Source organism: Mycobacterium sp. NGS45 (genome assembly GCF_059812645.1).
In genome coordinates this window covers 119517-145917 of sequence record NZ_JCALDB010000004.1, presented here as the reverse complement: position 1 = coordinate 145917, position 26401 = coordinate 119517, and the positions used below count along the sequence as shown (strand labels likewise).

Here is a 26401-nt window from a genome sequence, read left to right as displayed (position 1 = left end):
CGGCTGGAACCAGTTCAGTCCGTCGAGCCGCCGACGACGGCGTCCCCGGCCGGTGCCGCGCGGTCGGTCGGCTCGGCCGGCGCGGCGCTCAACGCCGACGCCAGGGCAGGTCCGGTGTGGTTGACGTGCACGACGAACGAGCGCACCGGCGTGTAGCGGATCACACTGCAGGACGCGGTGTCGGCGACGATGCGCTGGAAACCGTCGAGGTGCAGACCGAGCGCGTCGGCGAGCACCGACTTGATCACGTCGCCGTGCGTGCAGGCCACCCACAGCACGTCGGCGCCGTGCTGTTCGGCCAGCCGCCGGTCGTGGCTGCGGACCGCGGCCACCGCACGGGCCTGCACCTGCGCGAGCCCCTCACCGCCCGGGAAGATCGCCGCGCTGGGCTGCTGCTGCACCACCTTCCACAGTGGTTCTTTGACCAGGTCGGCCAGCGGGCGGCCGGTCCAGTCGCCGTAATCGACCTCGGTGATCGCGGCGTCCACCAACGGCTGCAGTTCCAGCGCGCCGGCCAGCGGCTCAAGCGTGCGCTCACACCGCAGCAGCGGCGAACGCACCAGCGCCTTGATCGGCAACCCGGCCAGCCGGTCGACCAGCGCTGCGGCCTGGCCGCGGCCGACGTCGTCGAGGTCGACGCCCTCGGACCGGCCGGCCAGCGTGTGCGCGGTGTTGGAGGTGGAGCGGCCGTGCCGCAGCAGGATGACGGTCATGTCGCGCTGAGCACCCCCGTACCGAGCAAGGCGAGCACCAGCGCGCCGAGCGCCACCCGGTAGCCGACGAACCAGTACATGCTGTGCCGCACCAGGAACTTCAGGAACCAACTGACCGCTGCGAAGCCCACCGCGAACGCGATCAGGGTGCCGACCAGGATCTGTGCCGCCGTCGCACTCATCCCGGTGGTCCCGGGCTCGAAGACGTGCCGCAGTTCGTAGAGCCCGGAGCCCAGCACCGCCGGGATGGCCAGCAGGAAGCCGAAGCGCGCGGCGGCCTCACGTTTCTGGCCGAGGAACAAGCCGGTGCTGATGGTGACCCCGGACCGCGACACACCGGGGATCAGCGCCAGCGCCTGGGCCGATCCGACGATCAGGCTGTCCCGCCAGGTGAACTGCTGGATATCCCGGGTCTGTTTGCCGAAGTATTCGGCGGCGGCGATCACGAACGAGAAGACGATCAGGGCGGTGGCGATGATCCACAGGTTGCGGATGTCGTCTCGGATGAAGTGCTGCAGGGTGAAGCCGAACACCCCGATCGGCACCGTGCCGATGATCACCCACCAGCCCAGCCAGTAGTCCGGGGTGCGTCGGTCCGGGTCGGTGAGGCCGGCGAACCACGCCCGCACGATGCGCCCGATGTCACCGGCGAAATAGAGCAGCACCGCCAGTTCGGTACCGATCTGCACGACCGCGGTGAACGACGCGCCGGCGTCGCCGTCGAAGAACAGTTGTGAGGTGATCGCCAGGTGACCCGAGGACGACACCGGGAGAAACTCGGTCAGACCCTGCACGATCGACAAGACGACGACCTGCAGCCAGGACATCGCCGCCACTTCCACGGCCACGAACCTACCGTGAGCTGATCCGGGTGGCTCAGCGAGCCGGGCGCGGCACCGGCTGCGCGGTGGCCAGCGCGTCGCGCACCGCCGCGCTCAGGCTGCGCTCGTCGTTCAGGTCGATTTCGACCAGCCCGCGGGTGGCCCGGGCCACCACGTCCTCTTCTTGCGGCACCGGGTCGGAGCGGCGGGGTCGATACACCTCGACGACGAGTTCGCCGTGCTCGATGTGGAAGGAGAAACTGCGGCCGTCGGAGATCTCGCCGAACCCGCTGGCGTTGATGCCAGTGGAGATGTCCTCGAAGTTGACGTCTTCGCCGTCGGCGTCGGAATCGGCTGCCAGCGTCATGAGCCCGACCATACCGCCGACCGCTGGAAGTCGCGGTCATTGGGGACCGATAGAGTTTCCTCACCCCGCGCGACCCGGTCGCGGAATGTCGCCCAACGAGAGTCAGACCTTGGCACACCAGCCCAAATCCCCAGTTCGACGGCTTGTGGCCGGCGCTGCGGTGGCCCTGCTGGCGGTCTTGCCCGGCTGCTCCTCGGAGACCATCGATGTGCCGCCGCCCACCATCACGCCGGGCTCGGCCGCGGTGTCACCGCCGACCGCGGCCGCTGCGGCCGGGCGCATCGTCGAGCTGGGGGCCCCGGTTTCGGCGGCGGGTTTCGACGCCGGCACCGACACGCTGGTGGTGCTGCTACCCGGGCCTGATCCGGGTGCGTCGGCGCGGCTCGCGCGGCTTTCCGGTGTTTCCGGGGCTGCTCAGGCCGAGCTGCTGGAGTTGCCGGGACCGGCCGGCGCGCTGGTCACCGACGGCGCGGGCACCGCGTATCTGGCCACCCGGGGCGGTTACTTCACCGTCGATCTGCGCGCCTGGGCGGCCGCGCGGGTCGGGATTGCCGACCAGGACCAGACCGACTTCACCGCGATCACCCGGCGCGCCGACGGCCGGCTGGTGCTCGGCACCGCCGACGGCGCGGTGTGCATCCTGAACGACGACGGCGCCGCCGTCGAACACCGGGTGAAGATCTTCGCGCGGGTGGATTCGCTTGCCGCCCAGGGCAATACCACCTTGGTGTTGGACCGCGGCCAGACGTCGGTGACCACCCTGGGCACCGACGGTGCCACCCTGCAGGCGCTGCGGGCCGGGGACGGCGCCACCACGCTGGTGGTCGACCCGGCGGGGCGGGCGTTGGTCGCCGACCCGCGCACCGGCCAGTTGCTGGTGTTCGGGGTGGATCCGCTGATGCTGCGGCAGCGTTACCCGGTCGGCGACGCGCCGTACGGGCTGGCCGGATCCGATCGGCTGACCTGGGTGTCGAAAACCGCAACCAACGAGGTGGTTGGCTACCATCTAGCCACTGGCATCCCCACCGAAGAGGTGCGTTACCCGACTGTGCGGCAACCCGACGTGCTGGCTTACGACGACGCCACCGACACGCTGTACGTGGCGTCGGGCGACGGTGCCGGGATCCAGGTCATCGAACGCGCCTCGGAGGGCCGATGAATTCCGGTCGCGCGCGACTGGCGCGGTTGCCCGCGGGCTGGGACCATGAACTGTCCGACGACTACGACTGGGTACCGCTGCGACTGCCGCCGGACGTCACCCGGCTGACCGCGTCCACCCGGCTGTCCATCGAGGCCGAGTACCGCGGCTGGGAGCTGACCAAGGTCCGGCTGTACACCGACGGCAGTCGGCGAGTGTTGTTGCGCCGCAAGAAATCCCGCGTGACCAATCCACACGCCGACGCCCTACCGGAGCTGTAGAGACGATGTACCGAGCGCTACGCGCGGCGATGTTCGCCGTGCCACCCGAACGCATCCACACCGTGGTCTTCGCCGGACTGCGCGCCGCCACCGCAACCGGGCCGACCCGACGCGGCCTGCAGCGCGCGCTGGCGCCCACCGACCCGGTGCTGGCCAGTACGGTGTTCGGGGTGCGGTTCCCGGCTCCGCTCGGGCTGGCCGCCGGGTTCGACAAGGACGGTCTGGGCCTGGACACCTGGGCCGCGTTGGGCTTCGGCTACGCCGAGGTGGGCACCGTGACCGCTCGCGAGCAGCCGGGCAACCCGAAACCTCGGCTGTTCCGGCTGCCGGACGACCGGGCGCTGCTGAACCGGATGGGTTTCAACAACCACGGCGCCGGCGACCTGGCGCTGCAACTGGCCCGGCACCGGCCCACCATCCCGATCGGGGTGAACATCGGCAAGACCAAGACCACCCCGCCCGAGCAGGCCGTCGACGACTACCGGGCCAGCGCCCGACTGCTCGGCCCGCTGGCCGACTACCTGGTGGTCAACGTCAGCTCGCCGAACACCCCGGGCCTGCGCGATCTGCAGGCTGTCGCGTCGCTGCGACCGATCCTGGCCGGCGTGCTCGACGAGACCCAGGTCGCCGCAACGGCCGCGGGTTCGACGCCGGTGCCGGTGCTGGTCAAGATCGCACCGGATCTGTCCGACGACGACGTCGACGAGATCGCGGACCTCGCGCTGGAGTTGGGCCTGGCCGGCATCGTGGCGACCAACACCACGGTGTCGCGGGCCGGGCTGCGCACCCCCGGCGTGCACGACCTGGGCTCCGGTGGGATCTCCGGCCCCCCGGTCGCAGCCCGCTCACTGGAAGTGCTGCGCCGCTTGTATGCCCGCGTCGGGAACCGGTTGGCGCTGATCAGCGTCGGCGGTATCGAGACCGCCGACGACGCCTGGGAGCGGATCATCTCAGGTGCCGCGCTGCTGCAGGGCTACACCGGCTTCGTCTACGGCGGTGGCCTGTGGGCCAAGCGCATTCACGACGGCCTGGCGCAGCGACTGCACGACGGCGGGTTCGCGTCGCTGTCCGAAGCCGTCGGCTCGGCTGCGCGCTGATCTGCCGGTGGGCTGCCCGCCGCACACGGGCGGGCAGCCCCGGGCGTTACTTCTGTTCGTAGGTGCCGGTGAGGACCGCCCGGGCGATCGCGTGCTGGAACAGGTTGAACCCCAGGAAGGCCGGCGTGGCGTCGTCACCGATTTCGAGCTTCTCCACACCGACCGCGTGCACCACGCAGATGTAGCGGTGCGGGCCGTGCCCGGCCGGCGGGGCGGCGCCCAAGAACCGGCGCAGGCCGGCGTCGTTGGCCAGGGTGAGCGCGTCACCGGGCAGCAGGCTGCCGTCGCCGACACCGGCGGGCAACTCGGTGGTGGTGGCCGGCAGGTTGGCCACCGCCCAGTGCCAGAATCCGGAAGCCGTCGGTGCGTCGGGGTCATAGACCGTGACCGCGAAGCTGCGGGTTTCCTCGGGGAAGCCCGACCAGCTCAGCTGCGGTGAGACGTCCTCTCCCCCGGCCCCGAAGATCCCACTGACCTGCGGCTTGCCCCAGGCCCCGCCGTCGTCGAAGGATTCCGAGGTCAGGGTGAAGCTGGGCAGCTCGGGCAGAAACGAGTAGGGATCGTAGGGAAATGCCATGGCAACGGGATCCTTTCAATTGGTCCTGCTGGGCAGGGGTTCATCTCAACAGTTGCGCAGGAAGTGGTCGAGCACCTCGGCGCCGAACACCAGCGAGTCCACCGGGACTCGCTCGTCGACGCCGTGGAACAGCGCCGCGAAGTCCAGTTCCGGGGGCAGCCGCAGCGGAATGAAGCCGAAGCAGCGAATCCCCAACCGCGCGAAGTGCTTTGCATCGGTGCCGCCGGACAGCATGTAGGGCACGGTGCGCGCGTCCGGGTCGACGGTCAGCAGCGAGGCGTTCATGGCGTCCACCAACTCACCGTCGAATGTGGTTTCGTACGACGGCAGTTCGGTCACCCACTCGCGGGTCACGTCCGGACCGATGATCTCGTCGACCTCGCGTTCGAAGGCGGCCTGCCGGCCGGGTACCACGCGGCAGTCCAGCACGGCCTCGGCGCTGCCCGGAATCACATTGGCCTTGTATCCGGCGCTCAGCATGGTGGGGTTGGCGGTGTCGCGCAAGGTGGCACCGACGATCCGCGCGATGCCACCCAGCTTGGCGATCATGCCGTCGAGGTCCGGCGAATCCAGGTCGAACTCGTAGCCGGTCGCCTCGGAGACTGCGGTCAGGAACTCGGCGACCGCGGGGCGCACCACGATCGGGAACTGGTGCCGGCCCAGCTTGGCCACCGCCTCGGCGACCGCGGTGACGGCGTTGTCCGGATGCACCATGGAGCCGTGCCCGGCGCGACCACGCGCCTTCAGGCGCATCCACAGCATGCCCTTCTCGGCCGTCTCGATCAGGTAGAGCCGCTGCTCACCACCGTCGCGCCGGGGCACGGTCAGCGAGAAGCCACCGACTTCGCCGACCGCCTCGGTGATCCCGTCGAACAGATCGGGGCGCTGGTCGATCAGCCACTTGGCGCCGTAGTTGCCGCCGGCCTCCTCGTCGGCGACGAACGCGAACACCAGCTCACGCGGCGGGACCACGCCGTCGCGTTTGAACTGCCGGGCCACCGCGATCATCATCCCGACCATGTTCTTCATGTCGACCGCGCCGCGGCCCCAGACGTAGCCGTCTTCGACCGCGCCGGAGAACGGGTGCACACTCCAGTCGGCCGCCTCGGCCGGCACCACGTCGAGGTGCCCGTGGATCAGCAGCGCGCCGCGGTCGGGATCGGCGCCGGGTAGCCGCGCGAACACGTTGGCCCGGCCCGGAGCACCGGATTCCACGTAGGTGGTCTGATATCCCACCTCTTCGAGCTGCGCGGCGACCCAGCGGGCACAGTCGGCCTCACCCTTGGTGGTCGCGAGTTCGCCGGTGTTGGAGGTGTCGAACCGGATCAAGGTGCTGACCAGGTCGACGACCTCGTCGACGGCCCGCGGCGGTGTGGTCACGATCGCCTTTCTCAATCAGTCTGGTCAGCACCGAGGTGCTCAAGATCCCGGTCTTCCTTTCCTACCATCCAACCCGAGGTTCGGTTTGGGTCAACCCGGTGTGATCCGATAGCCTTAGCTGCCCCTGTCGAGGGGTCGCAGGTCCGAGTGGCGGAATGGCAGACGCGCTAGCTTGAGGTGCTAGTGCCCTATTAACGGGCGTGGGGGTTCAAGTCCCCCCTCGGACACAAAAGTTAGCGACATGGTGGTAATGCCGCACCCAGTCACGTGTACAAATCGCGGTTCGGTGAGCGTACGGATCACGGTGTGGATGTATCCGTGACCGCGGCGGCCGGTGTCTGACCGGGTCAGCGACCAGCGCCGCTGACCGGTGCCGCTCGTCTACTTCGACGCCAGCGCATTCGTCAAACTTCTCACCACCGCGACCGGGAGCTCGCTGGCACCCGATTTTTCGATCGGGGCCGATTGCATAGCAGATCTGCTATAATTCATCACATGAGTAGTTACGGTGGTGATCTTGTTCGAGAAGCGCGCAAGCGCGCCGCGCTGACTCAACGCGAACTGGCCGAACGCGCAGGCACGGTGCAGCCCGTCGTGGCGCGCTGGGAATCAGGCCGCACCGCCATCAGCCTCAACGACGTTCGCCGCCTTGTTCGGTTGTGCGGCTTCGACCTGGAGATCATGCTGGTCCCCGCCGATGACAGCGATGCGGCGCAAGCTCGCCGCCTGGCCGGCCTGACCGGACAGCAACGCCTCGACCGCCATGCCCGGCTCACGCGTCAGCTATCTGCGCTGCGCGCCGCGAAGTGACCGGCAATGGAACTCGACCTCGAGCGTCTACTGCAGGCGCTACATCGCCACGGCGTCATCTACGTGCTCATCGGAGGGCTCGCCGCCGTCTACCACGGCTCACCGTTCCCCACCGAGGACGCCGACATCACCCCGCAGACCGACCACGCCAATCTCGACCGACTCGCCGCCGCGCTGCGAGAACTCAACGCCCGGATCCGGACCGAGTCTGAGCCCACTGGGCTTCCGTTCGCCTACGACGCCGCTTCGCTGGCCGCCGCGCGGACCTGGAACCTCGTCACCGATGCCGGCGATCTCGATCTCAATTTCGAACCCGCGGGCACTCAGGGCTATCCGGATCTTCGACGCGACGCCTCGGACGCGCAGATCTACGGCCTCACCGTCCGGATCGCATCGCTGGCCGACGTCATCAGGTCCAAGCAAGCCGCCAATCGGCCAAAAGATCAGCGCGTACTCCCCACCCTGCGCGAGATCCTGGCGCAACCAGATTCGAACTGAACTAGTAGACGTCGCGCACGTAGCGCTTCTCGGCGATCAGTTCGCGTTTGTAGTCGCGGGCCGCCTCTTCGCTCATGCCGCCGTGCGTGCGGATGATGTCGGACAAGGTGGCGTCCACGTCCTTGGCCATCCGCGCGGCATCTCCGCACACGTAGAAGTGGGCGCCCTCCTGCAGCCAGCGCCACAGTTCGGCACCGGCCTGTTTCATCTTGTGCTGCACATAGATTCGTTTGGACTGATCCCGGGAGAACGCCAGATCCAGTCGGGTCAGGAACCCGTCGCTGTGCCATTCCTCGAGTTCGGACTGGTAGTAGAAGTTCTGCGCCCGATGCTGATCACCGAAGAACAACCAGTTGGCCCCGGCGTGCCCGAGCGCGCGGCGCTCCTGCAGGAAGCCGCGGAACGGTGCAATCCCGGTACCCGGCCCCACCATGATCATCGGGGTTGCGGACTCAGCCGGCGGGCGGAAGTGCGGGGAACGCTGCAGGAACACCTGCGCCGCAGTGCCATCGGGCAGGTCGGCGAGATAGGTCGAGGCCACCCCACCACGCGCCGCCCCGTCCGGGTTGCGGTAGCGCAGCACCGAGACGGTCAAGTGGATCTCGTCGGGGTGCACCAGCGGGCTCGACGAGATCGAGTACTGCCGCGGGGTCAGCCGCACCAGCACCTGCTGCCACTCCTCGGGATCGGCCCGGACTCCGAACTCGCGCACCACATCCAGGGCGTTGCGGCCGGCCAGCCATTTGTCCAGATTGTCGCGGCGACGCAGCCGCTTCGCGGAGCGGTTCGAACTGTGCTCGGCCACGAAGTCCAGCAGGTTGGGCGTCACCTTGCAGATGTCGTAGTGCGAGGTGAGCGCCTGACGCAGCGCCTTGACCGCACCGTCGACGACGACGTTGACCTCCCCGGAGAGCCCGGTGGCGGCCAGCCATTCGTCGACCACCACCGGATTGTTGGCCACGTAGACGCCCAACGAATCCCCGGTCGAGTACTGCACGTCATGGCAACTGATGTCGAAACCGAACTGCCGCACCTCTTTTGCCGCGCTCGCCGGCGTCAGCCGCACGTTGCGGGTCAACGGGGCCGGGACAGGTCGGGTTCGGGTGAAGACCGCGGGCACATTCGAGCTGGACGCAGCGGGTGCAACTGTGGCGACCGGCGAGACCGCGGTATTCACCGCCGGAACCGCCGTGGCGCTGCCCGACTCCGCCAGCAGCGTGACGACGTTGTCCGACCACTGGGTCAGCGCGTCGTCGTCGTACACCTCGTGGTCGGCACGAGCGATGAGTCGGGTGGCGCCCAGTTCGGCCAGCCGGGCGTCGAGCGCCTTGGCGTAACCGCAGAAGTCGTCATAGGCGCGGTCACCGATGCCGAGCACCATGAAACGCACAGCCGCCAGGGACGGGGCATCCGGGGAACTGAGTCGAGTCCAGAAGTCCGCGCCGTTGTCCGGCGGTCCGCCGTCACCGAACGTGCTGGTGACGATCACGACGTCGCCGGCCACGGCCAGGTCGGACAGTGCGACGTCGTCGAGCGCTTGCAGCCGCGCACCGCTCAGCCGGCCGCCGAGTGTTGCGGCGATCTCCTCGGCGTTGCCGGTCTGCGAGGCCCACAGCAGCAGCGGCCCGGCGGCCGGGGCGGGTGCGGCGACCTGGGTGGGTGCGGCAACGGCCGCGGGCGCCAGTGGCACCCCGGAGTCCAGCCGGGAGCGCATACCGGCCAGCAGACCATCGACCCACAGCCGCGTGCGGGTACCCACCGGCGCGCCGGCCGGCAGTACCGGGACTCCGGGCAGGCCCTGTTCGACGCCGGTGAGAAACGCCGACAGGTACAGCTTTTCGTCCTCGGTGAACTCGGGCGCACCGACCGGCAGCAGTCCGGCTATGGTCGCGGTCGCCGGTGCGGCAGTCACCGGCGGTGCGGCGACCGGTGCCAGCGCCACCGCGCACACTTTGTACTCCGGCTGCAGGGAGGTCGGATCCACCGCATCGTTGGTGACCGCGTTGATGTTGAGTTGCGCGCCGTGGGTGTCGTTCCAGTGGAACGGCGCCCACAGGTTGCCGGGCCGCACCCGATCGGTGAGTTGAGCCGGCAACACCGCACTCCCGCGCCGGGACCGGATCTCCACGTTCATGCCTGCACTGACACCGAGCCGGCCGGCGTCGTCGGGGTGAATCTCCACGAAGGGCGCACCGTTGAGCTTGTTGAGCTTGGCCACCGTTCCGGTCTTGGTCATGGTGTGCCACTGATGTTGCAGCCGACCGGTGTTCAGCACCATCGGGTAGTCGTCGTCGGGCAGCTCGGCGGCTTCCATGTGCGGGCGCGGATGGAAGACCGCGCGCCGCGACGCGGTGGCGAAGGCCAGCCGCGGCCGGTGCCCGTCGGCGTGCACGAACAGCTCCTGGGACACCCCGTCGTTGAGGTAGCGGATCGGATGCCGGTCATCGAGATCACCCGGGCTGCCGTCGGGGCCGAACTCGGGTGGGCACGGCCACTGCAGCGGGGTCTCCCGCAGCCGCTCATAGCTGGCTCCGCGCAGGTCGTACCCGGTCAACGGATTGTGGAAGCGGCGGATCTCGTCGAAGATCTGCTCACTGGACTTGTAGTCGAAATGGTCACCGAACCCCAGACGCTGGGCCACCCCGCAGATCAGTTCCCAGTCCGGCCGCGAGTCCCCGAGCGGCGGAACCGACTGCGTCAACAAGGTCAGGTTGCGTTCGGAGTTGACCATCACCGCATCGGCCTCGGCCCACAACGCGGCCGGCAACACGATGTCGGCGTAGGCATTGGTCGCGGTGTCGGCGTAGGCATCCTGGGTGATCACCAACTCGGCGGAGCGTAGACCGTCGATCACATTGTCCCGGTTGGCCACGGTGGCAACCGGATTGGTGCAAACGATCCAGACCGCCTTGATGGCGCCGGCCCGCATCTGATCGAACATCTCGATGGTGCCGGGCCCCACGTCGGTGCGGATGGTGCCCGGTTCCAGGTCCCACTGCGCCTCGACGAAGGCCCGGTCGGCAGCGGATAGTACCGACCGCTGACCCGGCAAACCCGGTCCCATGTAACCCATTTCGCGGCCACCCATGGCGTTGGGTTGGCCGGTCAGCGACATCGGACCGGACCCGGTGCGGCAGATGGCGCCGGTGGCCAGGTGCAGGTTGCAGATCGCGTTGGTGTTCCAGGTGCCGTGCGTGCTCTGGTTCAAACCCATGGTCCAGCACGTCATCCAGTCCCCCGCCGCGGCGATCATGGCTGCCGCGGTGCAGATATCGTCCGCCGACAGCCCGGTGATCTCGGCAACCCGCTCGGGCGGATAGTCGGCCAGGAACTCCGGCATCGCCGCCCAGCCTTCGGTGTGCTCGGCGATGAACTGCTCGTCGATCGCGCCGTCGGCGACCAGCAGGTGCAGGATTCCGTTCAGCAGTGCCAGATCGGTACCGGGCCGAATCTGCAGGAACAGATCGGCCCTCTCCGCGGTGGTGGTGCGACGCGGATCCACCACGATCAACTTGGCACCGGCCTTGAGTCGATCCACCATGCGCAGGTACAGGATCGGATGACAGTCGGCCATGTTGGACCCGATCACGAAGAACAGGTTGCTGGCGTCGAAGTCCGCGTAGGACCCGGGCGGGCCGTCCGAGCCCAACGACTGCTTGAAACCGGTGCCGGCACTGGCCATGCACAACCGCGAATTGGATTCGATGTGCACGGTGCGCAGATAGCCCTTGGCCAGCTTGTTGGCCAAATACTGTGCCTCCAAGGACATCTGGCCGGACACGTAGAGCGCCACCGCGTCCGGACCGTGCTCGTCGATGATGGCCCGCAGGCGGCTGGCCGCCTCGGCCAGCGCGTCGTCGACGTCGACCTCGACCGGATCAGCGTCCCGGGAGGGACGCAGCAGCGCCGAGGTCAACCGCCCCTCGGTGGACGCCATCATTTCGGCGTGGGTCGCGCCCTTGGTGCACAGCCGGCCGAAGTTGGCCGGGTGCAGCTTGTCTCCGGACACCCGAGCGATCACGGGCAGCCCGCTGCCAGGGTCGGTGCGGGTCTCGACCGAGATCCCGCAGCCGACCCCGCAGTATGAGCATGCGGTGCGAATCGCCTGGGTCATCGACGTCCTCAACCAGCTGCCGGGACGGGGGCACCGTCGTCGAGGGAGTCCGCGGCCGTGACCCGCGGGGTCCGCAGGAACACCAACCAGGTGACGAATGCGCACACCACGTAGAAGCCCAGGAACACCCAGAACGCGTTGGTGGCCGATTTGGCGTCGCTGACGTAGGACATCCGCAGCACCACGTTGATGAACACGCCGCCGAGCGCGCCGACCGCACCGGCGAAGCCGATCAGGGCGCCCGACATCGCGCGGGACCACTCGGCCTTACCGGCCCGGTCCAGGTCGTCGCGGCCCTGCGCCTTGGCCTCGAAGATCGACGGGATCATCTTGTAGGTCGAGCCGTTGCCGACGCCGGACAGCACGAACAGCGCGATGAAACCGGCCACGAAGGCCACCATCTGCGCGGCGCTGGGCGCACCGGCGGACGCGTCGTCCAGCGTTCCGGCGGTGACCAACACACCGGCGGCGAACATCATCGCCACGAACGTGTACAGCGTGATCTTGCCGCCGCCGATCCGGTCGGCGAGCTTGCCGCCGTACGGGCGGGCGATTGAGCCCAGCAGCGGACCGATGAAGGCGATCTGCGCGGCGTGCAGCGAAGCCTCCGCGGCGCTGTCACCGCCGGCCAGGAAGTTGATCTGCAGCACCTGGCCGAATGCGAACGAGAAGCCGATGAACGAGCCGAACGTGCCGATGTAGAGGAAGCTCATCACCCAGGAGTGCCGGAACCGCAGGGCTTCGAGCAACGCGCCCATGTTCGACCGCTGGTTGCGCAGGTTGTCCATGTACAGCGCGGCGCCCAGCGCGGCCAGCCCGATCGCCACCAGGTAGATGGCGCAGACGATCTCGGGGCGGGTGTTGCCGACGGCCGCGATGACCAACAGACCCAGCAGCTGGATCACCGGCACCCCGATGTTGCCGCCGCCGGCGTTCAGCCCCAACGCCCAGCCCTTGAGCCGCTGCGGATAGAACGCATTGATGTTGGTCATCGAGGAGGCGAAGTTGCCGCCACCGAAACCGGCGAACGCCGCGACCACCAGATACGTGGTGTAGGTGGTCGGGTTCTCCATGAAATACCAGGTCAGAGCGGTCGGGATGAGCAGCAGCAACGCGCTCACCACGGTCCAGTTGCGGCCCCCGAAGCGGGCCGGGGCCACGGTGTAGGGAATCCGCATGAACGCGCCCACCAGGGTGGGCACCGCGACCAGGTAGAACTTGCCCGCGGCGTCGATGCCGTAGACGTCCTGCGGCATGAACAGCACCATCACCGACCAGATCGACCAGATCGAGAAACCGACGTGCTCGGCGACGATCGACCAGATCAGATTGCGCTTGGCGATGTCCTTGCCGGCCGGCCGGCCGTTCGTGCCCTCCCAGGCGTCGACGTCCTCGGCATCCCATGCCTCGATGTCGCGGTTCCTGCGTAGTGCCAGTGTCGGCATGCTCGGGCCTTCCGATAGTGGTCGCGTGCTGCGAGTTGAACCTGCACATAGATGTACGGATCGGCCATTCCGCATCAATTGCGCGACGATGACCGCCTTGTCAATTGCCCCTCACAGGTCGGCCCGAGGCACGGTGAGACCGCGAGCAAACTGATTCAGCACCGTCTCGAGGCCGAAACACGCTTGAAACAAGCACGGTTTCGGGTGTCCTTCTCAGGCAACGGAGGTAGTGCACTACGCGTGTGGTGAGCCACTGCTGCCGCGCACTCTCGGAGCAGCACAGCTAGCCGAGGAGACTGCCATGACCGCCACCATCGAACTGCCGCAGATCGGCTACGACACCCTCGACGATCCCGACGACGCACACGCAATGTTCGCTGCGGCCCGCGCGGTCTCACCGATCGCGCTGGGGCCGCACGGGCCGGAGCTGCTGACCTATGATCTGGTGCGTACGGTGTTGCGGGACAACCGCTTTGTCGTGCCCAAGGGTTTCGGACTGCCGGCGCAGGGCATCACCTCGGGCCCGCTGTGGGACCGCGCGGTGAGCAGCCTGCTGTGCCTGGACGGCGCCGCGCACACCCGACTGCGGCGCCTGGTGGCCAAGGCGTTCACACCGCGTTCGGCGGACACCATGCGCACCGCGTGCGCCGAGGTGATCGACGCGCTGCTGACCCCGTGCATCGAAGCCGGGCACTGCGACGTCGTCACCGACATCTCACGGCCCTACCCGATCCCGATCATCTGTGCGCTGCTGGGCGTGCCGGCCCAAGACTGGCAACTGTTCTCCGACTGGGCCGACGATGTGCTGCGGTTGTTCAGCTGGGACGTCACCAGTGCCGCACCGGAGATCCTGCGCTCCTGGGCCGAGCTGGACGACTACATCGACGGCATGGTCGCCGAGCGCCGAGACCGGCTCGACGACGATCTGCTCTCGGCCCTGATCCGGGCCGAGGTCGACGGCGACCACTTGGACCACGACGAGCTGCTGATGTTGGCCGGCGGTCTGCTGATGGCCGGCACCGACACCACCCGCAACCAGCTGGCCGCCGCGGTCGAAGCCTTGGCCGCGCACCCCGACCAGTGGGAACTGTTGGCGGCCCACCCCGAGTTGGCACCGAATGCCGTCGAAGAACTGGTGCGGCACAGTCCAATTGCGTTCGCAACGCTTCGGGTGGCCACCGAGGATGTCGAGGTGGCCGGGGTGCCGATCCCGGCCGGCAGCCTGGTGATCGGCAACACTGCCGCGGCCAACCGCGATCCGGCGGTCTATCCCGACCCGGACCGGCTCGACATCACCCGGCAGGGCACGCCGGGACTGCTCACCTTCGGCGGCGGTGTGCACTACTGCCTGGGCGCGCATTTGGCCCGGATCGAGCTGGTCGAGGCGCTGGTCGCGATCACCAGACGCATCCCGACCGCACCGCACACCGGCGGTGGGCGCCCGTGGCGTCCGCTGGGCGGTGTCACCGGGCCGCTGCGGCTACCGGTCGAGTTCGCGGCGGCGTGAACGCCGGCGGGATCGGCGCTTCCGGGCAGCACGCAAGCCGTTTGCGGGAGAATCGACGCATGCACCACCGTTACGCCAATCGCCGCGAGGCGGGCCGGGTGCTGGGACCCGCCGTGGCGCGGGTCCTGGCGCCCGATGCCGACCCGGTGGTGCTGGGCCTGGCCCGCGGTGGCCTGCCGGTAGCCGCCGAGGTGGCGGCGACGCTGCAGGCGCCGCTGGACGTCGCCGTAGTCCGCAAGCTCGGGGCGCCCGGGCACCGCGAACTCGCAATCGGTGCCATCAGTGCGGAGCGCGTGCTGCTCAACGAGGGTTTGGTGGCCTCGCTCGAGGTGCCCCGACATCACCTCGATGAGGTGATCGAAAACGAACGCGCCGAACTGGCCCGCCGCGAACAGGTCTACCGCGCGGGTCGCCCGGCCGAGCCGCTGGTTGGCCGGACCGCGGTCCTGGTCGACGACGGCGTGGCCACCGGCGCGACCATGCGGGTCGCCGCGCTGGACGCCCGGGATGCCGGAGCGGCTCGGGTGATCGTTGCGGTGCCGACCGCACCGCGCAGCGCGGCCACCGAATTCACCGATGTCTCAGAGGATTTCGTGTGTCCGCAACTGATCGACGGGTTCGTCGCGGTGGGTATGCACTACGTCGATTTCCACCAGGTCAACGACGACGAGGTGCGCCGCGCGCTGCAGCGGCACCCCTAGGGCTTCTCGGCGTCGGACTCGGCTTCGGTGGACTCAGCCGTTTCGGTGGACTCGGCCGTTTCGGTCGGTTCCGCGTCGTCGCCGATGGCTTCGACTTCAGCCGCTCCGACCTCGGCAGCCGCCGCTTCCGCATCGTCGGCCGCCTCCGGTGCGTCTGTCGCGGCAGCCTCGGCGGCCTCGACCTCCTCGTCGGACTCCGGATACTCGGCGTCGAAGTTCTGATAGGTCTCATCGATGGCGTCGGCCGACGCACTCGGCTCGTCCTGCTCGACGACGTCGTCGTCGGCACCGACCGCGGGTTGGGCGCCCAGACCGCGCTGACGCTCCCGAATGGCGTCGACGATCAACAGGATCACACCCAGGACGCTGGCGCCGATGCAGACCCAGGCGACCAACTCGTTGCTGGTGACCACGGCCGCCACCAACGCAGCCAGGCCGATGACGGCCAAGACCAAAGCGACGATCAACATCTAAGGCAGCCTCCTCGCCGGATCACGCATTGGCCCCGCGGGCACTCGCGCGGATCGCCGAACTAGTTGTTGCCCCGGTTGAACTGGCCGAAACCGCCTTCGCTGCCGGCACCGGAATCCACCGGCGCGGCCGAGCCACGCTGGCCGAGCTCTTCGAGCTGGGATTCCAGATAGGTCTTGAGCCGGGTGCGGTACTCGCGCTCGAAGGTGCGCAGCTGCTCGAGCCGGCCTTCCAGCACGGTGCGCTGCTGATTGATGGTGCCCATGATCTCGGAATGCTTGCGTTCGGCGTCGGCCTGCAGCGCATCGGCCTTCTCCTGGGCCTGCCGCAGCTGGGTCTCCGAACGGTTCTGCGCGTCGGCCAACATGGCATCAGCGCGCGCCCGCGCGTCGGCCACGGTGGACTCGGCGGTGGCCTTGGCTTCGCTGACCATCGCGTCGGCGTTGGCCCGGGCATCGGCCAGCAGCTTCTCGGACTCGGCCCGGGCGGTACCGGTCAGCCGATCAGCGGTGTCCTGCGCCAGCGCCAGTACCTTGGCGGCCTTGACGTGTGCCTCTTCGCCGCTGGGAGCGGCCGCCGCCACCGGGGCCGGGGCCTCGTAGACCGGCTCGGGTTCGGGCTCGGGCTGATACAGCGGCACGGCCTGCGGAGCCTGCCCACCGCCACCGGCGCGGGCGCTGGCCAGTTCCTGATCGAGTTCGGCGACCCGCTGGCGCAGATCGGCGTTCTCCTCGATGAGGCGGGTCAGCTCGTTCTCCACCAGGTCGAGGAAGGCATCGACCTCGTCCTCGTTGTAGCCGCGCTTGCCAATCGGCGGCTTGCTGAACGCCACATTGTGGACGTCGGCTGGTGTAAGCGGCATTGTCTGCCCCCTCGCGTCTCGGACGGATCGGACCGGTCTGGCAAGTTTAGAAGATAGACCAAGTTGGTAGCCAAGTTGTAACTGGCGTCCATCCTGTCACACCAGAACCGTCGGTTGCGGGCGAGCCCGGATATTTAAGAATTTAAGAGTGGATTTCAAACTCTGGGTGGTCGAGTTTGATCACTCAAATACCCACTACCTGCCCAATGGCATGCCTGGCGAGCGGGCGACTACGGCGCCGTCGCGACGTCGAGAGCCATTGAATGACCGATGAACACCACCACCAACAGCACCATGATCGAGAGGTCGAGGCGGATGGAGCCGATGGTCAGCGACGGAATCAGCCTGCGCAGCAACTTCACCGGCGGATCGGTGATCGTCATGATCAGTTCCAGGATCACGACGGTGAAGCCACGCGGCCGCCAGTCGCGGCTGACCGACCGGATGAACTCCACCACGATACGGGCGATCAGCAGCAGCCAGAAGACGAACAGCGCGAAGCTCAGGATCGCGAAGAATTCCTTCACCTGCAGAAGACCTATCGTCAAGAAGATGCGGGTGCTGCCACCGACTGGATCGCAGCGCCCCGGCCCGCTGGTGCGTGGCGCTCGCCAGCCTACCGATGCGCACCGGCGTGATCTTGTTCGGCCACGGAACGGGCCGCATGCAGGTCAGACGGGAGGATCAGCTGGGGACCCGGCAGGGGCTCAGCAAGAGACCGAGGACCGGGACCCTCAGGAGTAGAAGCCGGCCTCGGCCATCCGACGACGCTCTTCCGGGCTCACCTCGACGTCGGCCGGCGAGAGCAGGAACACCTTGGTGGCGACCTTGTCGAACGAGCCGCGCAGCGCGAACGCCAAGCCCGCGGCGAAGTCCACCAGTCGCTTGGCGTCGGCGTTGTCCATCGACACCAGGTCCATGATCACCGGCGTTCCGTCGCGGAACCGCTCACCGATGGTGCGGGCCTCGCTGTAGTCCTTGGGCCGCAGCGTGGTGATCTTGGACAGCGGGCTGCCGGCCTCGAACAACTCGGCCATCCGGCGCGGGTCCATCGCCAGCGATCCGCGGGTGCCAGCGGTCCGCATCGCCCCCAGCCGCGCCGGCGCGGGACGCTCGAATTCGGGTGTGCGGAAACGAGATTCGTCGGCATAGCCACCGCGGTAGGCACCCGCGTACTCGGCTTCCTCGTCGTATTCGATTCCCCGCTCCGGGTAGCGCGGGCGCTCATATCCGTCGTCGAAGCGGTCCCGCCGCGGGTAGGCCGCGCGAGCGCCGGGGTGGTCGTCGTAGTACTCGTCCTCGTAGTCCTCCAACGGAGCCATCCCGAAGTAGGCCTTGACCTTGTGCAGTGCGCTCATCGCTTGGACCCTTCTCGAGCGAGCTTTCTGATGCCTGTGATGAAGATGTGACTAGAGTGACTACTCACGGTGACGTTAGCGGTCGCGATCCCAGAACCGCGGTACCGACACGCACACATGTCGAACCATGTTTGACGGCAATTTCCAGATCCGAAGTCATGCCCGCCGACAACCCCAACGGCCGCGACCAGCGCTGTTGTGCCCGACGGTGTTCTGCGGCCAGCCGCGCGAACGCCCGCTCGGGATCGGCGGCGCGCGGCGGAATCCCCATTAACCCGACGAAGCGCAGCGCCTCGGCTTCCTCGACCTGGGCGATCAGCGCGTCGATGGCCGCGGTGTCCTCGATCGGCACACCGCCGCGCGTGGTGTCGCCGTCCAGGCTGAGTTGCAGGTAGACCGCCAGCGGTTCGGTGCGCTCGCCCGCCGACAGCGCCGCGCCGACCGCCCGATCCAGCGCCACGATCACGCGGGGTGTGCTCACCGAGTGCACGGTGTGCGCCCAGCGGGCAATCGAGCGGGCCTTGTTGCGCTGGATCTGCCCCACCATGTGCCAGGCCACCGATCCCAACCGGCCGCCGAGTTCGACCACCTTGGCCGCGGCCTCTTGATCCCGCGACTCACCGAACGCCCGACAACCCAAGCCATACAGAATTTCCACATCGGTTGCCGGAAAGAATTTGGTAATGGGCAGAAGTTGAATGTCTTCGACTTTGCGGTCGGCCATTTCTGCGGCATTCGACAAACGATTTCGGACAGCGGTCAATGCACGATCCAATTCAATTCTGCGTGCATCGAATTCCGTCATTCCATCCACACCACCGAGGCCAGTCGGCCGGTTGGCGCACCACGCCGGTGGCTGAACAGCTCAGGGTCGGCAACCGTGCAGCGCGGGTCGACGTCGATCGCGGTGACCCCCAAATCCTTGAGCTGACGGGCGATTCCGGCCCGCAGGTCCAGACCCGGGGTGCCCTTGGCGGTCCGCACCCGGCTGCCCGGCAGCGCGGCCTCGACCTCGTCGGCCATCGCCGCGGGTACCTCGTAGTTGACTCCGCTGACCGCGGGACCGAGCAGCGCCGAAACGTCGCCGACGTGCGCGCCGACTTTTTCCATCGCCGCCACGGTGGCCGGCACCACGCCGTTTTGTGCACCCACTCGGCCGGCATGCACTGCGGCCACCACCCCGGCCCGGGCATCGGCGAGCAATACCGGTACGCAATCGGCGGTCACCACCACCAGCGCCAGCCGCGGCGTGGTGGTCAGGAGCGCGTCGGTGGCCTCGACGGCCCGGCCGTCCGGCGGGGCCGCGTCAACGACTTCCACCCGGGTGCCGTGCACCTGGTTCATCCACACCAAGCGGTCGGCACCCAGGCCGATCGCCTCGGCCAGCCGACGACGGTTGGCCGCCACGGCCGCCGGGTCATCGCCGACGTGGTCGCCGAGGTTGAAGGAGTCGTACGGCGGCGCCGACACGCCACCCGCCCGGGTGGTCGTCACGCGCCGGATGCGAACGCTCACGGCGCACCCCGGCCGATCAGTGGCGCATGAACGGCGGCACGTCGACGTCGTCGTCGTCGATACCGTCGTCCCGTCCGCCGCCGACCCGGACCGTGGCCCCGTTGGTGGGTGCCGGGACGCTGGCGGCGTCGGCCGGGTCGAACAGCGAGGTACTGACCCGGCCGGCCTGACCCGAGGCGATCGGCGGGGTGGCCGGCGCCTGGCCCCCGGGCGCTACCACCGGCTTGCGGCCGGCCGCACCGGTTTCGAAGCCGGCCGCGATCACGGTGACCCGGACCTCGTCGCCCAGCGAGTCGTCGATCACGGTGCCGAAGATGATGTTGGCTTCCGGATGCGCGGCCTCCTGCACCAGCGAAGCGGCCTCGTTGATCTCGAACAGGCCCAGGTCGCTGCCGCCGGCCACGGACAACAGCACGCCCTGCGCACCGTCCATCGAGGCCTCCAGCAGCGGCGAGTTGATCGCCATCTCGGCGGCCTTGAGCGCGCGCCCGTCGCCACGCGAGGCACCGATACCCATCAGGGCCGTGCCGGCTCCGCTCATCACGCCCTTGACGTCGGCGAAGTCGACATTGATCAGACCCGGTGTGGTGATCAGGTCGGTGATCCCCTGCACGCCGTTGAGCAGCACTTCGTCGGCACTGCGGAAGGCGTCCATCAGCGAGACGGCGGCGTCGCCCATCTGCAGCAGCCGGTCGTTCGGGATCACGATCAGGGTGTCGCAGCTTTCGCGCAGCGCCTGGATCCCGTTCTCGGCCTGGTTGGACCGCCGCTTGCCCTCGAACGAGAACGGGCGGGTCACCACACCGACGGTGAGGGCACCGAGCTTGCGGGCGATCGACGCGACCACCGGCGCACCGCCGGTGCCGGTGCCGCCGCCTTCGCCGGCCGTGACGAAGACCATGTCGGCGCCGCGGAGCAGCTCCTCGATCTCGTCCTTGGCGTCCTCGGCGGCCTTGCGGCCGACCTCGGGATCGGCGCCGGCACCCAAACCACGGGTGGATTCGCGACCGACGTCGAGCTTGACGTCGGCATCGCTCATCAGCAGGGCCTGGGCATCGGTGTTGATCGCGATGAACTCCACGCCCTTGAGGCCTTGTTCGATCATGCGGTTGACGGCGTTGACGCCGCCGCCGCCGATGCCGACCACCTTGATGACGGCGAGGTAGTTGTGCGGGGGGGTCATCGGTCTTCCTCCCAATGGATCGGTTGTCTGGTGGAACGGCCGCCGAACCCTTGATGGCAAACCCTCAACCTCAACCATAGGCTTAGAGTTATGTCAAGTAGCTCCGCGTAAACAGAACCGTATGGCCGCCAACCCGGTCCGCCCGGCAGGCGCGCCGGTGAGTCGCGGGCGAATTTCGCCACCGTCGCTGCCAGTCCGACCGCCGGTCACCGCCAGTCAGCCGGATCCAGCTACTTGACCGTGGGCAGGTCCGGGCTGGACACGTCGTAGGTGTGGCCCGGTTGAGTCAGCAGCGCCGCGAGTTTCTCGGCCTTCTCCTCGGTGCGCTCATTGGTCCCCCACACCACCACCCGCCCGTCGGTGAGCGTGAGGGTCACCGAGGCCACCGAGGTGGCACCGACCCGGCCGACCTGACCGGCCACCTCCGGGCGCAGCGAGGTCAGCACATCCAGCGCGGCCCGGGTGGCCGGATCTGCCGGGCCCGGCGACTCGACGTCCAGGTAGGGCAGGTTGGGTGGCGGGGCCGGGATGGTGAAGTCCACGCCGTCGGCGTCGTAGAGCCGGGATCCCTCGGGAAAATCCTTGACCGCCACCGGAATCCGCTCGGTCACCGTGATCCGCAGGGCGGACGGGTACTCCCGCTGCACCCGTGCGCTGGCCACCGGCCGGATGGCTGCCACCCGGTTAGCCACCCCGCCGGTGTCGATCTGCAGCAGCGGTGTGCCGACCACGACCTGCGCGGCCTCCAGCACTTCCTCGTTGGTCACCGCTGCGGTCCCGACCACCACCACGTTGCGCACCGACATCAGCGGCGTGAAGTACAGCACCAGTCCGAGCCCGAGCAACCCGAGCGCCAGCAGCACCGACAACACCAGCATCTTCAAGCCGCCGACCGTGCCGCGGGCGGCGGGTTTGCCGTCGGTTCCGGTACCGCCGCGGGCCCGGCGCTTGGCCTCGAGTTGGGCGTCGGCCAGCGCCCGGGCGCGTTGTTGGGCCTCGCGCCGCTGTTCGCGCTCCCGGCGGGCCCGCCGGCGCGGGCCCTCGAAGGCGGTCTCCTCGGCTTCGGGTTCTGCGGCCTCAGCGGCCTCGGCGGCGTCGGCCGGTGGGGCGGACTCGGGATCGGGTGCGTCGGAGTCCGGCGGTGTTGTCGCGCGGTCGGGATCCTCGGGCCCGGCGGGCCCGTCCGGCGAGGTCACCAGGACGCCCCGGGCCGACCGGGCTGGCCCCGGCTGGCCCGGGCGGTCACGGCGGACAGGATCTCGGGTCCCAGCATGGTGACGTCGCCGGCCCCCATGGTGACCACCACGTCGCCGGGCTGGGCCAGTTCGGCCACGGTGCGCGCGACGGCCGAGAAATCCGGCAGGTAGCGCACCGGCACCCGGACGTGTTCGGCCACCGTCGCGCCGCTGATCCCGGCGATCGGTTGTTCGCGGGCGGCGTACACGTCGAGCACCACGGCGCGGTCCGCCAGCGACAACGCGTCGCCGAACTCCTTGGCGAAAGCCTTTGTCCGGGAATACAAGTGCGGCTGGAACACCACCAAAGTGCGGCCGCCGCCACTTTGTTCGGTCACGGTGCGCAGCGCCGAGAGCACCGCGCGCACCTCGGTCGGGTGGTGTGCGTAGTCGTCGAAGACCCGCACCCCCTCGGTGGTGCCGATCAGCTCGAACCTGCGGCGCACACCTTCGAAGCCGGCCAGCCCGTCGAGCACGTCGGCGACCGGAGCCCCGGCTTCGACCGCGGCCAGCAGCGCCGCCAACGCATTGAGCGCCATGTGCCGGCCGGGCACCGACAACCGCAGCGCGCGCGGCACCGGTTCGCCGGCCAACTGCACCTCGGCCACCGCGCCGGTGCCCTGCTGCTGCCAACTCAACAACGTCCCGGCCAGCGGCCGCTCCCCCGGCGAACCGTAGGCCAGCACCCGCACCCCGAGTTCACCGGCGCGGTCGGCCAGCGCGGCCGCACCCGGATCGTCGGTGCACACCACCAGCGCGCCGCCCGGTGCGATCCGTTCCACGAACGCGTCGAACACCGCGCCATACGCCTCGGGGCTGCCGAAGTGGTCCAGGTGATCGGATTCGATGTTGGTCACCACCGCGACGTCGGGGCGGTATTCCAGCAGCGAGCCGTCACTCTCGTCGGCCTCGGCCACGAAGCAGCGCCCGCTGCCGTGGTGCGCGTTGGTGCCGGCCTCGCCCAGGTCGCCGCCGACCGCGAAGGACGGATCGGCGCCGGCGTGCTGCAGCGCCACCACCAGCATCGAGGTGGTGGTGGTCTTGCCGTGCGTGCCGGTCACCATCACCGTGGTGTGCCCGGCCATCAGTTTGGCCAGCACCACCGGACGCAGCACCACCGGGATACCGCGCCGACGCGCCTCGACCAGTTCCGGGTTGGTCTTCGGGATCGCGGCGTGCGTGGTGATCACCGCGGTCGGCCCGCCGGGCAGCAGGTCCAGCGCCGCCGCGTCGTGCCCGATGTTGATCTGGGCACCTGCGGCGCGCAGCGCCACCACACCGCGCGACTCCTTGGCATCCGAACCGGAGACCAGGGCACCGCGGTCCAGCAGGATGCGGGCGATCCCGGACATCCCGGCACCGCCGATGCCGACCATGTGGACCCGGGTCAGATCCGCGGGCAACTCGGTGTTCACTTGCGGCCCGCCCTTGCCGCGGCAGCGACTTCGAGTGCGGCCGCGGCCACCGCGCGGGCCGCGTCGCGGTGCCCGACCCGGGCCGCCGCCGCGGTCATCGCGGCCAGTCGGGGCGCGTCGGTCATCAGGTCGGCAACCGTGCGCCCGACGTAGTCCGGGGTCAGATCGGCGTCGGCGACCAGCAGGCCGCCGCCGGCCTCGACCACCGGCAGCGCGTTGAGCCGCTGTTCGCCATTGCCGATCGGCAGCGGCACGTACACCGCGGGTAGCCCGACCGCCGACACCTCGGCCACCGTCATCGCACCGGAGCGGCAGATCGCCAGATCGGCCGCCGCGTACGCCAAATCCATCCGGTTCAGGTACGGCACCGCGACGTACGGCGAGTCGCCGGGTGCCGGCGTGCGCAGCTCCAACGTGTTCTTCGGACCGTGCGCGTGCAGCACCGCGATCTTGCGCGCGGCCAGCGCGTCGGCGGCCCCGCTCACGGCCCGGTTGACCGACACCGCGCCCTGGGAACCGCCGAAGACCAGCAGCACCAGGGCGTCGTCGGAGAAACCGAAGTGCGCGCGCGCCTCGGCGCGCAGCGCCGCCCGGTCCAGACTGGTGATGCTGGACCGCACCGGCACCCCGACCACGTCGGCGTCGCGCAGACCGGAGTCGGGTACCGCCGCCAGCACCCGGGCCGCACCGCGGGCGCCGAGCCGGTTGGCGATGCCGGCACGCGCGTTGGCCTCGTGCACCACCACCGGAACCCGGTGCCGGCGCAGCGCGCCGCCGCGCGCGGCCAGATAGGCCGGGACGGCGACGTAGCCGCCGAAGCCGATCACCACGTCGGCCTGCACCCGGCGCAGCACACTGCGGGTTTCGCGGACCGATCGGCGCACCCGCAGCGGTAACCGGGCCAGGTCAGCGTTCAGCTTGCGCGGCAACGGAACCGGCGTGACCAGTTCCAGCGGGTAACCGCGCTCCGGAACCAGTTTGGTCTCCAGGCCGCGTTCGGTGCCCAACGCGGTGACGCGCACCTGCGGGTCCAGCGCCTTGAGGGCGTCCGCCACCGCCATCGCCGGTTCGATGTGGCCGGCCGTGCCGCCGCCGGCGAGAACCACCGAAAACGAGTCGCTCACCCGTAACGCTGACCTTCCCGTGCTCTGGTTCGGCTCGCGCGCTCGGAGCCGTGGCCGGCCCGGGCGCGCTGATCGTCTCCATGATGCACCGCGCGGCGCGCGCCCCGGTCAGCGGCATAGATCTTGGCGGGTCGGCGACCGGCGGCCGCGCGCGGGGTCGAGGCCGCCGCCCGGGTGCCGCGGCCGGTCGAGGCGCGGGTCGAGCCGGTCGGCTTGGCGGGCTGACCGGCCCGGGTCCGTCCGGACGCCGCCTTGGGCGATTTGGTCTTGGCCGACGCCGCCTTGGCCGACTTGGGCTTGGCCGATTTGCTCGCGGCTTTGGCCGACTTGGCCGATTTGCTCGACGACGCACCGGACTTGGAGCGCAACCGGTCCCGGAGTGCCTCGACCCGGCTCGGCGTGTAGGGCTCGGGCAACGGCAGCCGCAACAGACGGTTCATCCGGTCGTCGCGGCCGGCCCGCAACGCGGCCACCGCGTCGGGTTCGTGGCGGGCCGCGTTGGCCATCACACCGATCATGAACAGCGTGGTGGCCGTCGACGTGCCGCCGGCCGAGATCAAGGGCAGCTGCAGTCCGGTCACCGGCAGCAAACCGATCACGTAGCCGACATTGATGAACGCCTGTCCCAGGATCCACAACGTGGCCGTCGCGGTCAGCAACCGCAGGAACGGGTCCGCACTGCGCGCCGCGATCCGCATCCCGGTGTAGGCGAACAGGCCGAACAGGCACAGCAACGCGAACGCGCCGACGAAGCCGAGTTCCTCGCCGATGATCGCGAAGATGAAGTCGTTGTGCGCGTTGGGCAGGTAGTTCCACTTCGCGGTGCCCTGGCCCAGCCCGTCGCCGAACACACCCCCGTTGGCCAGCGCAAACTTGGCCTGCCGGGCCTGATAGCCCGAACCCTGCGCGTCGGCCGACGGGTCCAGCCAGGACTGCACCCGGGCGCTGCGGTAACCCTCCGACACCGCCAGCACCGCACCCGCGACGAACACCGAGAACAGCGAGGTCAAGAAGACCCGCAGCGGCAGGCCCGCGTACCACAGCAGCGCCAGCAAGATGATGCCCAGCGACACCGTCTGCCCGAGGTCGGGCTGCAGCACGATCAGGGCCAGCGCGATCACCGCGGCCGGCAGCAGCGGGATCAGCATCTCGCGCAGCGACGCGCGTTCCATCCGGCGGGCCGCCAGCAACTGGGCACCCCAGATCGCGAACGCGATCTTGGCCAGCTCCGAGGGCTGCATGGAGAACCCGGCGACCACGAACCAGCCCCGGGATCCGTTGGCCTCGGTGCCGATACCGGGGATCAACACCAGAATCAGCAACACGATGGTCAGGGCAAACGCCGGAAAGGCCAACCGGCGCAACGTCGCAACCCGGATCCGCACCGCGATGTAGAACGCGATCAGCCCGATGACGGTCCAGAGCACCTGTTTGGCGAAGATGGTCCAGGGCGAGCCGTCGGCGTCGTAGGAATGCACACCGGAGGCCGACAGCACCATGATCAGGCCGAGGGTCACCAGCAGTGAGGCCACCGCGACGATCAGGTGGAACGACGTCAGCGGCTTACCCAACCAGGCGCCGAACCGGGTACGCGGCCCGTCCTTTTCGGCCGTGGGCAGCGCGGCTGCGGTCGCGGTCTTGGCCGAGCCCTTGGCCGCCTCGCCGGCCGATTCGTCGCCTTGTTCTGCGGCCGGCTGGCCGGCCGAGGTGTCCTTGGCCTCGGTCGGGGTGGCATCGTCGCCGGCGGCCCGCCGCCGACGCCAGGCCCGGGTCGCGATGTTCGCCATCT

25 protein-coding genes, 1 tRNA gene and 1 pseudogene are annotated in these 26401 nt (G+C 69.1%); 9 read left to right on the top strand and 18 right to left on the bottom strand.

Annotated elements, in window-relative coordinates:
• Positions 1 to 14 precede the first annotated feature (14 nt).
• From AC5Y3P_RS05780 to AC5Y3P_RS05770, 3 genes are read right to left on the bottom strand one after another with little or no spacing between them, the layout of a single operon-like run.
• Positions 15 to 713, bottom strand: a complete 699-nt coding sequence (locus tag AC5Y3P_RS05780) for a histidine phosphatase family protein (protein WP_500044927.1) — start codon at positions 711 to 713, stop codon at positions 15 to 17.
• Positions 710 to 1540: an undecaprenyl-diphosphate phosphatase gene (locus AC5Y3P_RS05775; protein ID WP_500044995.1), complete on the bottom strand. Its 831-nt coding sequence runs from the start codon at positions 1538 to 1540 to the stop codon at positions 710 to 712. Before AC5Y3P_RS05775 ends, AC5Y3P_RS05780 begins: the two co-directional genes overlap by 4 nt.
• 49 nt (positions 1541 to 1589) lie before the next feature.
• Entirely contained in the window at positions 1590 to 1901 is a 312-nt protein-coding gene (locus AC5Y3P_RS05770; RefSeq protein WP_500044926.1) for a hypothetical protein, read from the bottom strand.
• Between the two features lie 85 nt (positions 1902 to 1986).
• Here AC5Y3P_RS05770 and AC5Y3P_RS05765 point away from each other — a divergent pair, with 85 nt between their 5' ends.
• The 3 genes from AC5Y3P_RS05765 to AC5Y3P_RS05755 are packed head-to-tail and all read left to right on the top strand — an operon-like array spanning position 1987 to position 4417.
• On the top strand, positions 1987 to 3060 hold the full coding sequence (locus tag AC5Y3P_RS05765) for a YncE family protein (protein WP_500044925.1): 1074 nt from the start codon (positions 1987 to 1989) through the stop codon (positions 3058 to 3060).
• Positions 3057 to 3320: a DUF5703 family protein gene (locus AC5Y3P_RS05760; RefSeq protein ID WP_500044924.1), complete on the top strand. Its 264-nt coding sequence runs from the start codon at positions 3057 to 3059 to the stop codon at positions 3318 to 3320. The genes AC5Y3P_RS05765 and AC5Y3P_RS05760 overlap by 4 nt, the downstream gene beginning before the upstream one ends.
• 5 nt (positions 3321 to 3325) lie before the next feature.
• Complete coding sequence (locus AC5Y3P_RS05755) at positions 3326 to 4417, top strand: quinone-dependent dihydroorotate dehydrogenase (protein WP_500044923.1); 1092 nt, start codon at positions 3326 to 3328, stop codon at positions 4415 to 4417.
• Positions 4418 to 4463: 46 nt separating this feature from the next.
• Here AC5Y3P_RS05755 and AC5Y3P_RS05750 read toward each other — a convergent pair whose 3' ends face one another.
• Both AC5Y3P_RS05750 and AC5Y3P_RS05745 read right to left on the bottom strand, forming a co-directional pair.
• Positions 4464 to 4994: a YbhB/YbcL family Raf kinase inhibitor-like protein gene (locus AC5Y3P_RS05750; protein ID WP_500044922.1), complete on the bottom strand. Its 531-nt coding sequence runs from the start codon at positions 4992 to 4994 to the stop codon at positions 4464 to 4466.
• Positions 4995 to 5039: 45 nt separating this feature from the next.
• Positions 5040 to 6374, bottom strand: a complete 1335-nt coding sequence (locus tag AC5Y3P_RS05745) for a M20/M25/M40 family metallo-hydrolase (protein WP_500044921.1) — start codon at positions 6372 to 6374, stop codon at positions 5040 to 5042.
• Positions 6375 to 6515: 141 nt separating this feature from the next.
• Between AC5Y3P_RS05745 and AC5Y3P_RS05740 the strand changes: the two genes are divergently transcribed.
• The 4 genes and pseudogenes from AC5Y3P_RS05740 (at position 6516) to AC5Y3P_RS05725 (ending at position 7682) form a co-directional block, all read left to right on the top strand.
• Positions 6516 to 6601: transfer RNA gene (locus AC5Y3P_RS05740), tRNA-Leu, on the top strand.
• Positions 6602 to 6744: 143 nt separating this feature from the next.
• A pseudogene (locus tag AC5Y3P_RS05735) lies at positions 6745 to 6840 on the top strand (type II toxin-antitoxin system VapC family toxin); the annotation flags it as partial.
• 29 nt (positions 6841 to 6869) lie between these two features.
• Positions 6870 to 7184, top strand: a complete 315-nt coding sequence (locus AC5Y3P_RS05730; protein ID WP_500044920.1) for a helix-turn-helix domain-containing protein — start codon at positions 6870 to 6872, stop codon at positions 7182 to 7184.
• Positions 7185 to 7190: 6 nt separating this feature from the next.
• Positions 7191 to 7682, top strand: coding sequence for a hypothetical protein (locus AC5Y3P_RS05725; protein ID WP_500044919.1), 492 nt, complete (start codon positions 7191 to 7193; stop codon positions 7680 to 7682).
• Position 7683: 1 nt separating this feature from the next.
• On the opposite strand, the gene AC5Y3P_RS05720 is transcribed toward AC5Y3P_RS05725, so the two are convergent.
• Together AC5Y3P_RS05720 and AC5Y3P_RS05715 are read right to left on the bottom strand one after the other, a co-directional pair.
• Positions 7684 to 11796 (bottom strand): bifunctional nitrate reductase/sulfite reductase flavoprotein subunit alpha, encoded by a 4113-nt coding sequence (locus tag AC5Y3P_RS05720; protein WP_500044918.1) that lies wholly within the window; start codon positions 11794 to 11796, stop codon positions 7684 to 7686.
• 8 nt (positions 11797 to 11804) lie between these two features.
• On the bottom strand, positions 11805 to 13241 hold the full coding sequence (locus tag AC5Y3P_RS05715; RefSeq protein WP_500044917.1) for a nitrate/nitrite transporter: 1437 nt from the start codon (positions 13239 to 13241) through the stop codon (positions 11805 to 11807).
• 301 nt (positions 13242 to 13542) lie between these two features.
• Between AC5Y3P_RS05715 and AC5Y3P_RS05710 the strand changes: the two genes are divergently transcribed.
• Positions 13543 to 14748: a cytochrome P450 gene (locus AC5Y3P_RS05710; RefSeq protein ID WP_500044916.1), complete on the top strand. Its 1206-nt coding sequence runs from the start codon at positions 13543 to 13545 to the stop codon at positions 14746 to 14748.
• A gap of 59 nt (positions 14749 to 14807) precedes the next feature.
• The gene (locus AC5Y3P_RS05705; protein WP_500044915.1) at positions 14808 to 15449 is read left to right on the top strand and encodes a phosphoribosyltransferase; all 642 of its coding nucleotides are present in this window, start codon (positions 14808 to 14810) and stop codon (positions 15447 to 15449) included.
• Here AC5Y3P_RS05705 and AC5Y3P_RS05700 read toward each other — a convergent pair.
• From AC5Y3P_RS05700 to ftsW, 11 genes are all read right to left on the bottom strand, one after another.
• Entirely contained in the window at positions 15446 to 15919 is a 474-nt protein-coding gene (locus AC5Y3P_RS05700) for a hypothetical protein (protein ID WP_500044914.1), read from the bottom strand. The genes AC5Y3P_RS05705 and AC5Y3P_RS05700 overlap by 4 nt on opposite strands.
• A gap of 62 nt (positions 15920 to 15981) precedes the next feature.
• Complete coding sequence (wag31, locus tag AC5Y3P_RS05695; protein WP_500044913.1) at positions 15982 to 16782, bottom strand: DivIVA-like cell division protein Wag31; 801 nt, start codon at positions 16780 to 16782, stop codon at positions 15982 to 15984.
• Between the two features lie 230 nt (positions 16783 to 17012).
• The gene (locus tag AC5Y3P_RS05690; protein WP_500044912.1) at positions 17013 to 17309 is read right to left on the bottom strand and encodes a YggT family protein; all 297 of its coding nucleotides are present in this window, start codon (positions 17307 to 17309) and stop codon (positions 17013 to 17015) included.
• A gap of 207 nt (positions 17310 to 17516) precedes the next feature.
• A complete protein-coding gene (locus tag AC5Y3P_RS05685; RefSeq protein WP_500044911.1) occupies positions 17517 to 18140 on the bottom strand; it encodes a cell division protein SepF in 624 nt (207 codons plus the stop codon).
• A 64-nt stretch (positions 18141 to 18204) separates the two neighbouring features.
• Positions 18205 to 18945: a YggS family pyridoxal phosphate-dependent enzyme gene (locus tag AC5Y3P_RS05680; protein WP_500044910.1), complete on the bottom strand. Its 741-nt coding sequence runs from the start codon at positions 18943 to 18945 to the stop codon at positions 18205 to 18207.
• Positions 18942 to 19655, bottom strand: a complete 714-nt coding sequence (pgeF, locus tag AC5Y3P_RS05675) for a peptidoglycan editing factor PgeF (protein ID WP_500044909.1) — start codon at positions 19653 to 19655, stop codon at positions 18942 to 18944. Before pgeF ends, AC5Y3P_RS05680 begins: the two co-directional genes overlap by 4 nt.
• Before the next feature lie 16 nt (positions 19656 to 19671).
• Positions 19672 to 20838, bottom strand: coding sequence for a cell division protein FtsZ (gene ftsZ, locus AC5Y3P_RS05670; RefSeq protein ID WP_500044908.1), 1167 nt, complete (start codon positions 20836 to 20838; stop codon positions 19672 to 19674).
• 230 nt (positions 20839 to 21068) lie between these two features.
• On the bottom strand, positions 21069 to 22037 hold the full coding sequence (locus AC5Y3P_RS05665; protein ID WP_500044994.1) for a cell division protein FtsQ/DivIB: 969 nt from the start codon (positions 22035 to 22037) through the stop codon (positions 21069 to 21071).
• Entirely contained in the window at positions 22031 to 23488 is a 1458-nt protein-coding gene (murC, locus tag AC5Y3P_RS05660) for a UDP-N-acetylmuramate--L-alanine ligase (protein WP_500044907.1), read from the bottom strand. Before murC ends, AC5Y3P_RS05665 begins: the two co-directional genes overlap by 7 nt.
• Positions 23485 to 24612 carry an undecaprenyldiphospho-muramoylpentapeptide beta-N-acetylglucosaminyltransferase gene (gene murG, locus AC5Y3P_RS05655; RefSeq protein WP_500044906.1) on the bottom strand — a complete coding sequence of 376 codons (1128 nt, stop codon included), beginning with the start codon at positions 24610 to 24612 and terminating at the stop codon, positions 23485 to 23487. Before murG ends, murC begins: the two co-directional genes overlap by 4 nt.
• Positions 24609 to 26399: a putative lipid II flippase FtsW gene (ftsW, locus tag AC5Y3P_RS05650; protein WP_500044905.1), complete on the bottom strand. Its 1791-nt coding sequence runs from the start codon at positions 26397 to 26399 to the stop codon at positions 24609 to 24611. Before ftsW ends, murG begins: the two co-directional genes overlap by 4 nt.
• Positions 26400 to 26401 lie beyond the last annotated feature (2 nt).

Coding starts and splice junctions, on each gene's coding strand:
- AC5Y3P_RS05780 (WP_500044927.1), bottom strand. CDS start 713: ATGACCGTCATCCTGCTGCGGCACGGCCGCTCCACCTCCAACACCGCG.
- AC5Y3P_RS05775 (WP_500044995.1), bottom strand. CDS start 1,540: ATGTCCTGGCTGCAGGTCGTCGTCTTGTCGATCGTGCAGGGTCTGACC.
- AC5Y3P_RS05770 (WP_500044926.1), bottom strand. CDS start 1,901: ATGACGCTGGCAGCCGATTCCGACGCCGACGGCGAAGACGTCAACTTC.
- AC5Y3P_RS05765 (WP_500044925.1), top strand. CDS start 1,987: ATGTCGCCCAACGAGAGTCAGACCTTGGCACACCAGCCCAAATCCCCA.
- AC5Y3P_RS05760 (WP_500044924.1), top strand. CDS start 3,057: ATGAATTCCGGTCGCGCGCGACTGGCGCGGTTGCCCGCGGGCTGGGAC.
- AC5Y3P_RS05755 (WP_500044923.1), top strand. CDS start 3,326: ATGTACCGAGCGCTACGCGCGGCGATGTTCGCCGTGCCACCCGAACGC.
- AC5Y3P_RS05750 (WP_500044922.1), bottom strand. CDS start 4,994: ATGGCATTTCCCTACGATCCCTACTCGTTTCTGCCCGAGCTGCCCAGC.
- AC5Y3P_RS05730 (WP_500044920.1), top strand. CDS start 6,870: ATGAGTAGTTACGGTGGTGATCTTGTTCGAGAAGCGCGCAAGCGCGCC.
- AC5Y3P_RS05725 (WP_500044919.1), top strand. CDS start 7,191: ATGGAACTCGACCTCGAGCGTCTACTGCAGGCGCTACATCGCCACGGC.
- AC5Y3P_RS05720 (WP_500044918.1), bottom strand. CDS start 11,796: ATGACCCAGGCGATTCGCACCGCATGCTCATACTGCGGGGTCGGCTGC.
- AC5Y3P_RS05715 (WP_500044917.1), bottom strand. CDS start 13,241: ATGCCGACACTGGCACTACGCAGGAACCGCGACATCGAGGCATGGGAT.
- AC5Y3P_RS05710 (WP_500044916.1), top strand. CDS start 13,543: ATGACCGCCACCATCGAACTGCCGCAGATCGGCTACGACACCCTCGAC.
- AC5Y3P_RS05705 (WP_500044915.1), top strand. CDS start 14,808: ATGCACCACCGTTACGCCAATCGCCGCGAGGCGGGCCGGGTGCTGGGA.
- AC5Y3P_RS05700 (WP_500044914.1), bottom strand. CDS start 15,919: ATGTTGATCGTCGCTTTGGTCTTGGCCGTCATCGGCCTGGCTGCGTTG.
- wag31 (WP_500044913.1), bottom strand. CDS start 16,782: ATGCCGCTTACACCAGCCGACGTCCACAATGTGGCGTTCAGCAAGCCG.
- AC5Y3P_RS05685 (WP_500044911.1), bottom strand. CDS start 18,140: ATGAGCGCACTGCACAAGGTCAAGGCCTACTTCGGGATGGCTCCGTTG.
- AC5Y3P_RS05680 (WP_500044910.1), bottom strand. CDS start 18,945: ATGACGGAATTCGATGCACGCAGAATTGAATTGGATCGTGCATTGACC.
- ftsZ (WP_500044908.1), bottom strand. CDS start 20,838: ATGACCCCCCCGCACAACTACCTCGCCGTCATCAAGGTGGTCGGCATC.
- ftsW (WP_500044905.1), bottom strand. CDS start 26,399: ATGGCGAACATCGCGACCCGGGCCTGGCGTCGGCGGCGGGCCGCCGGC.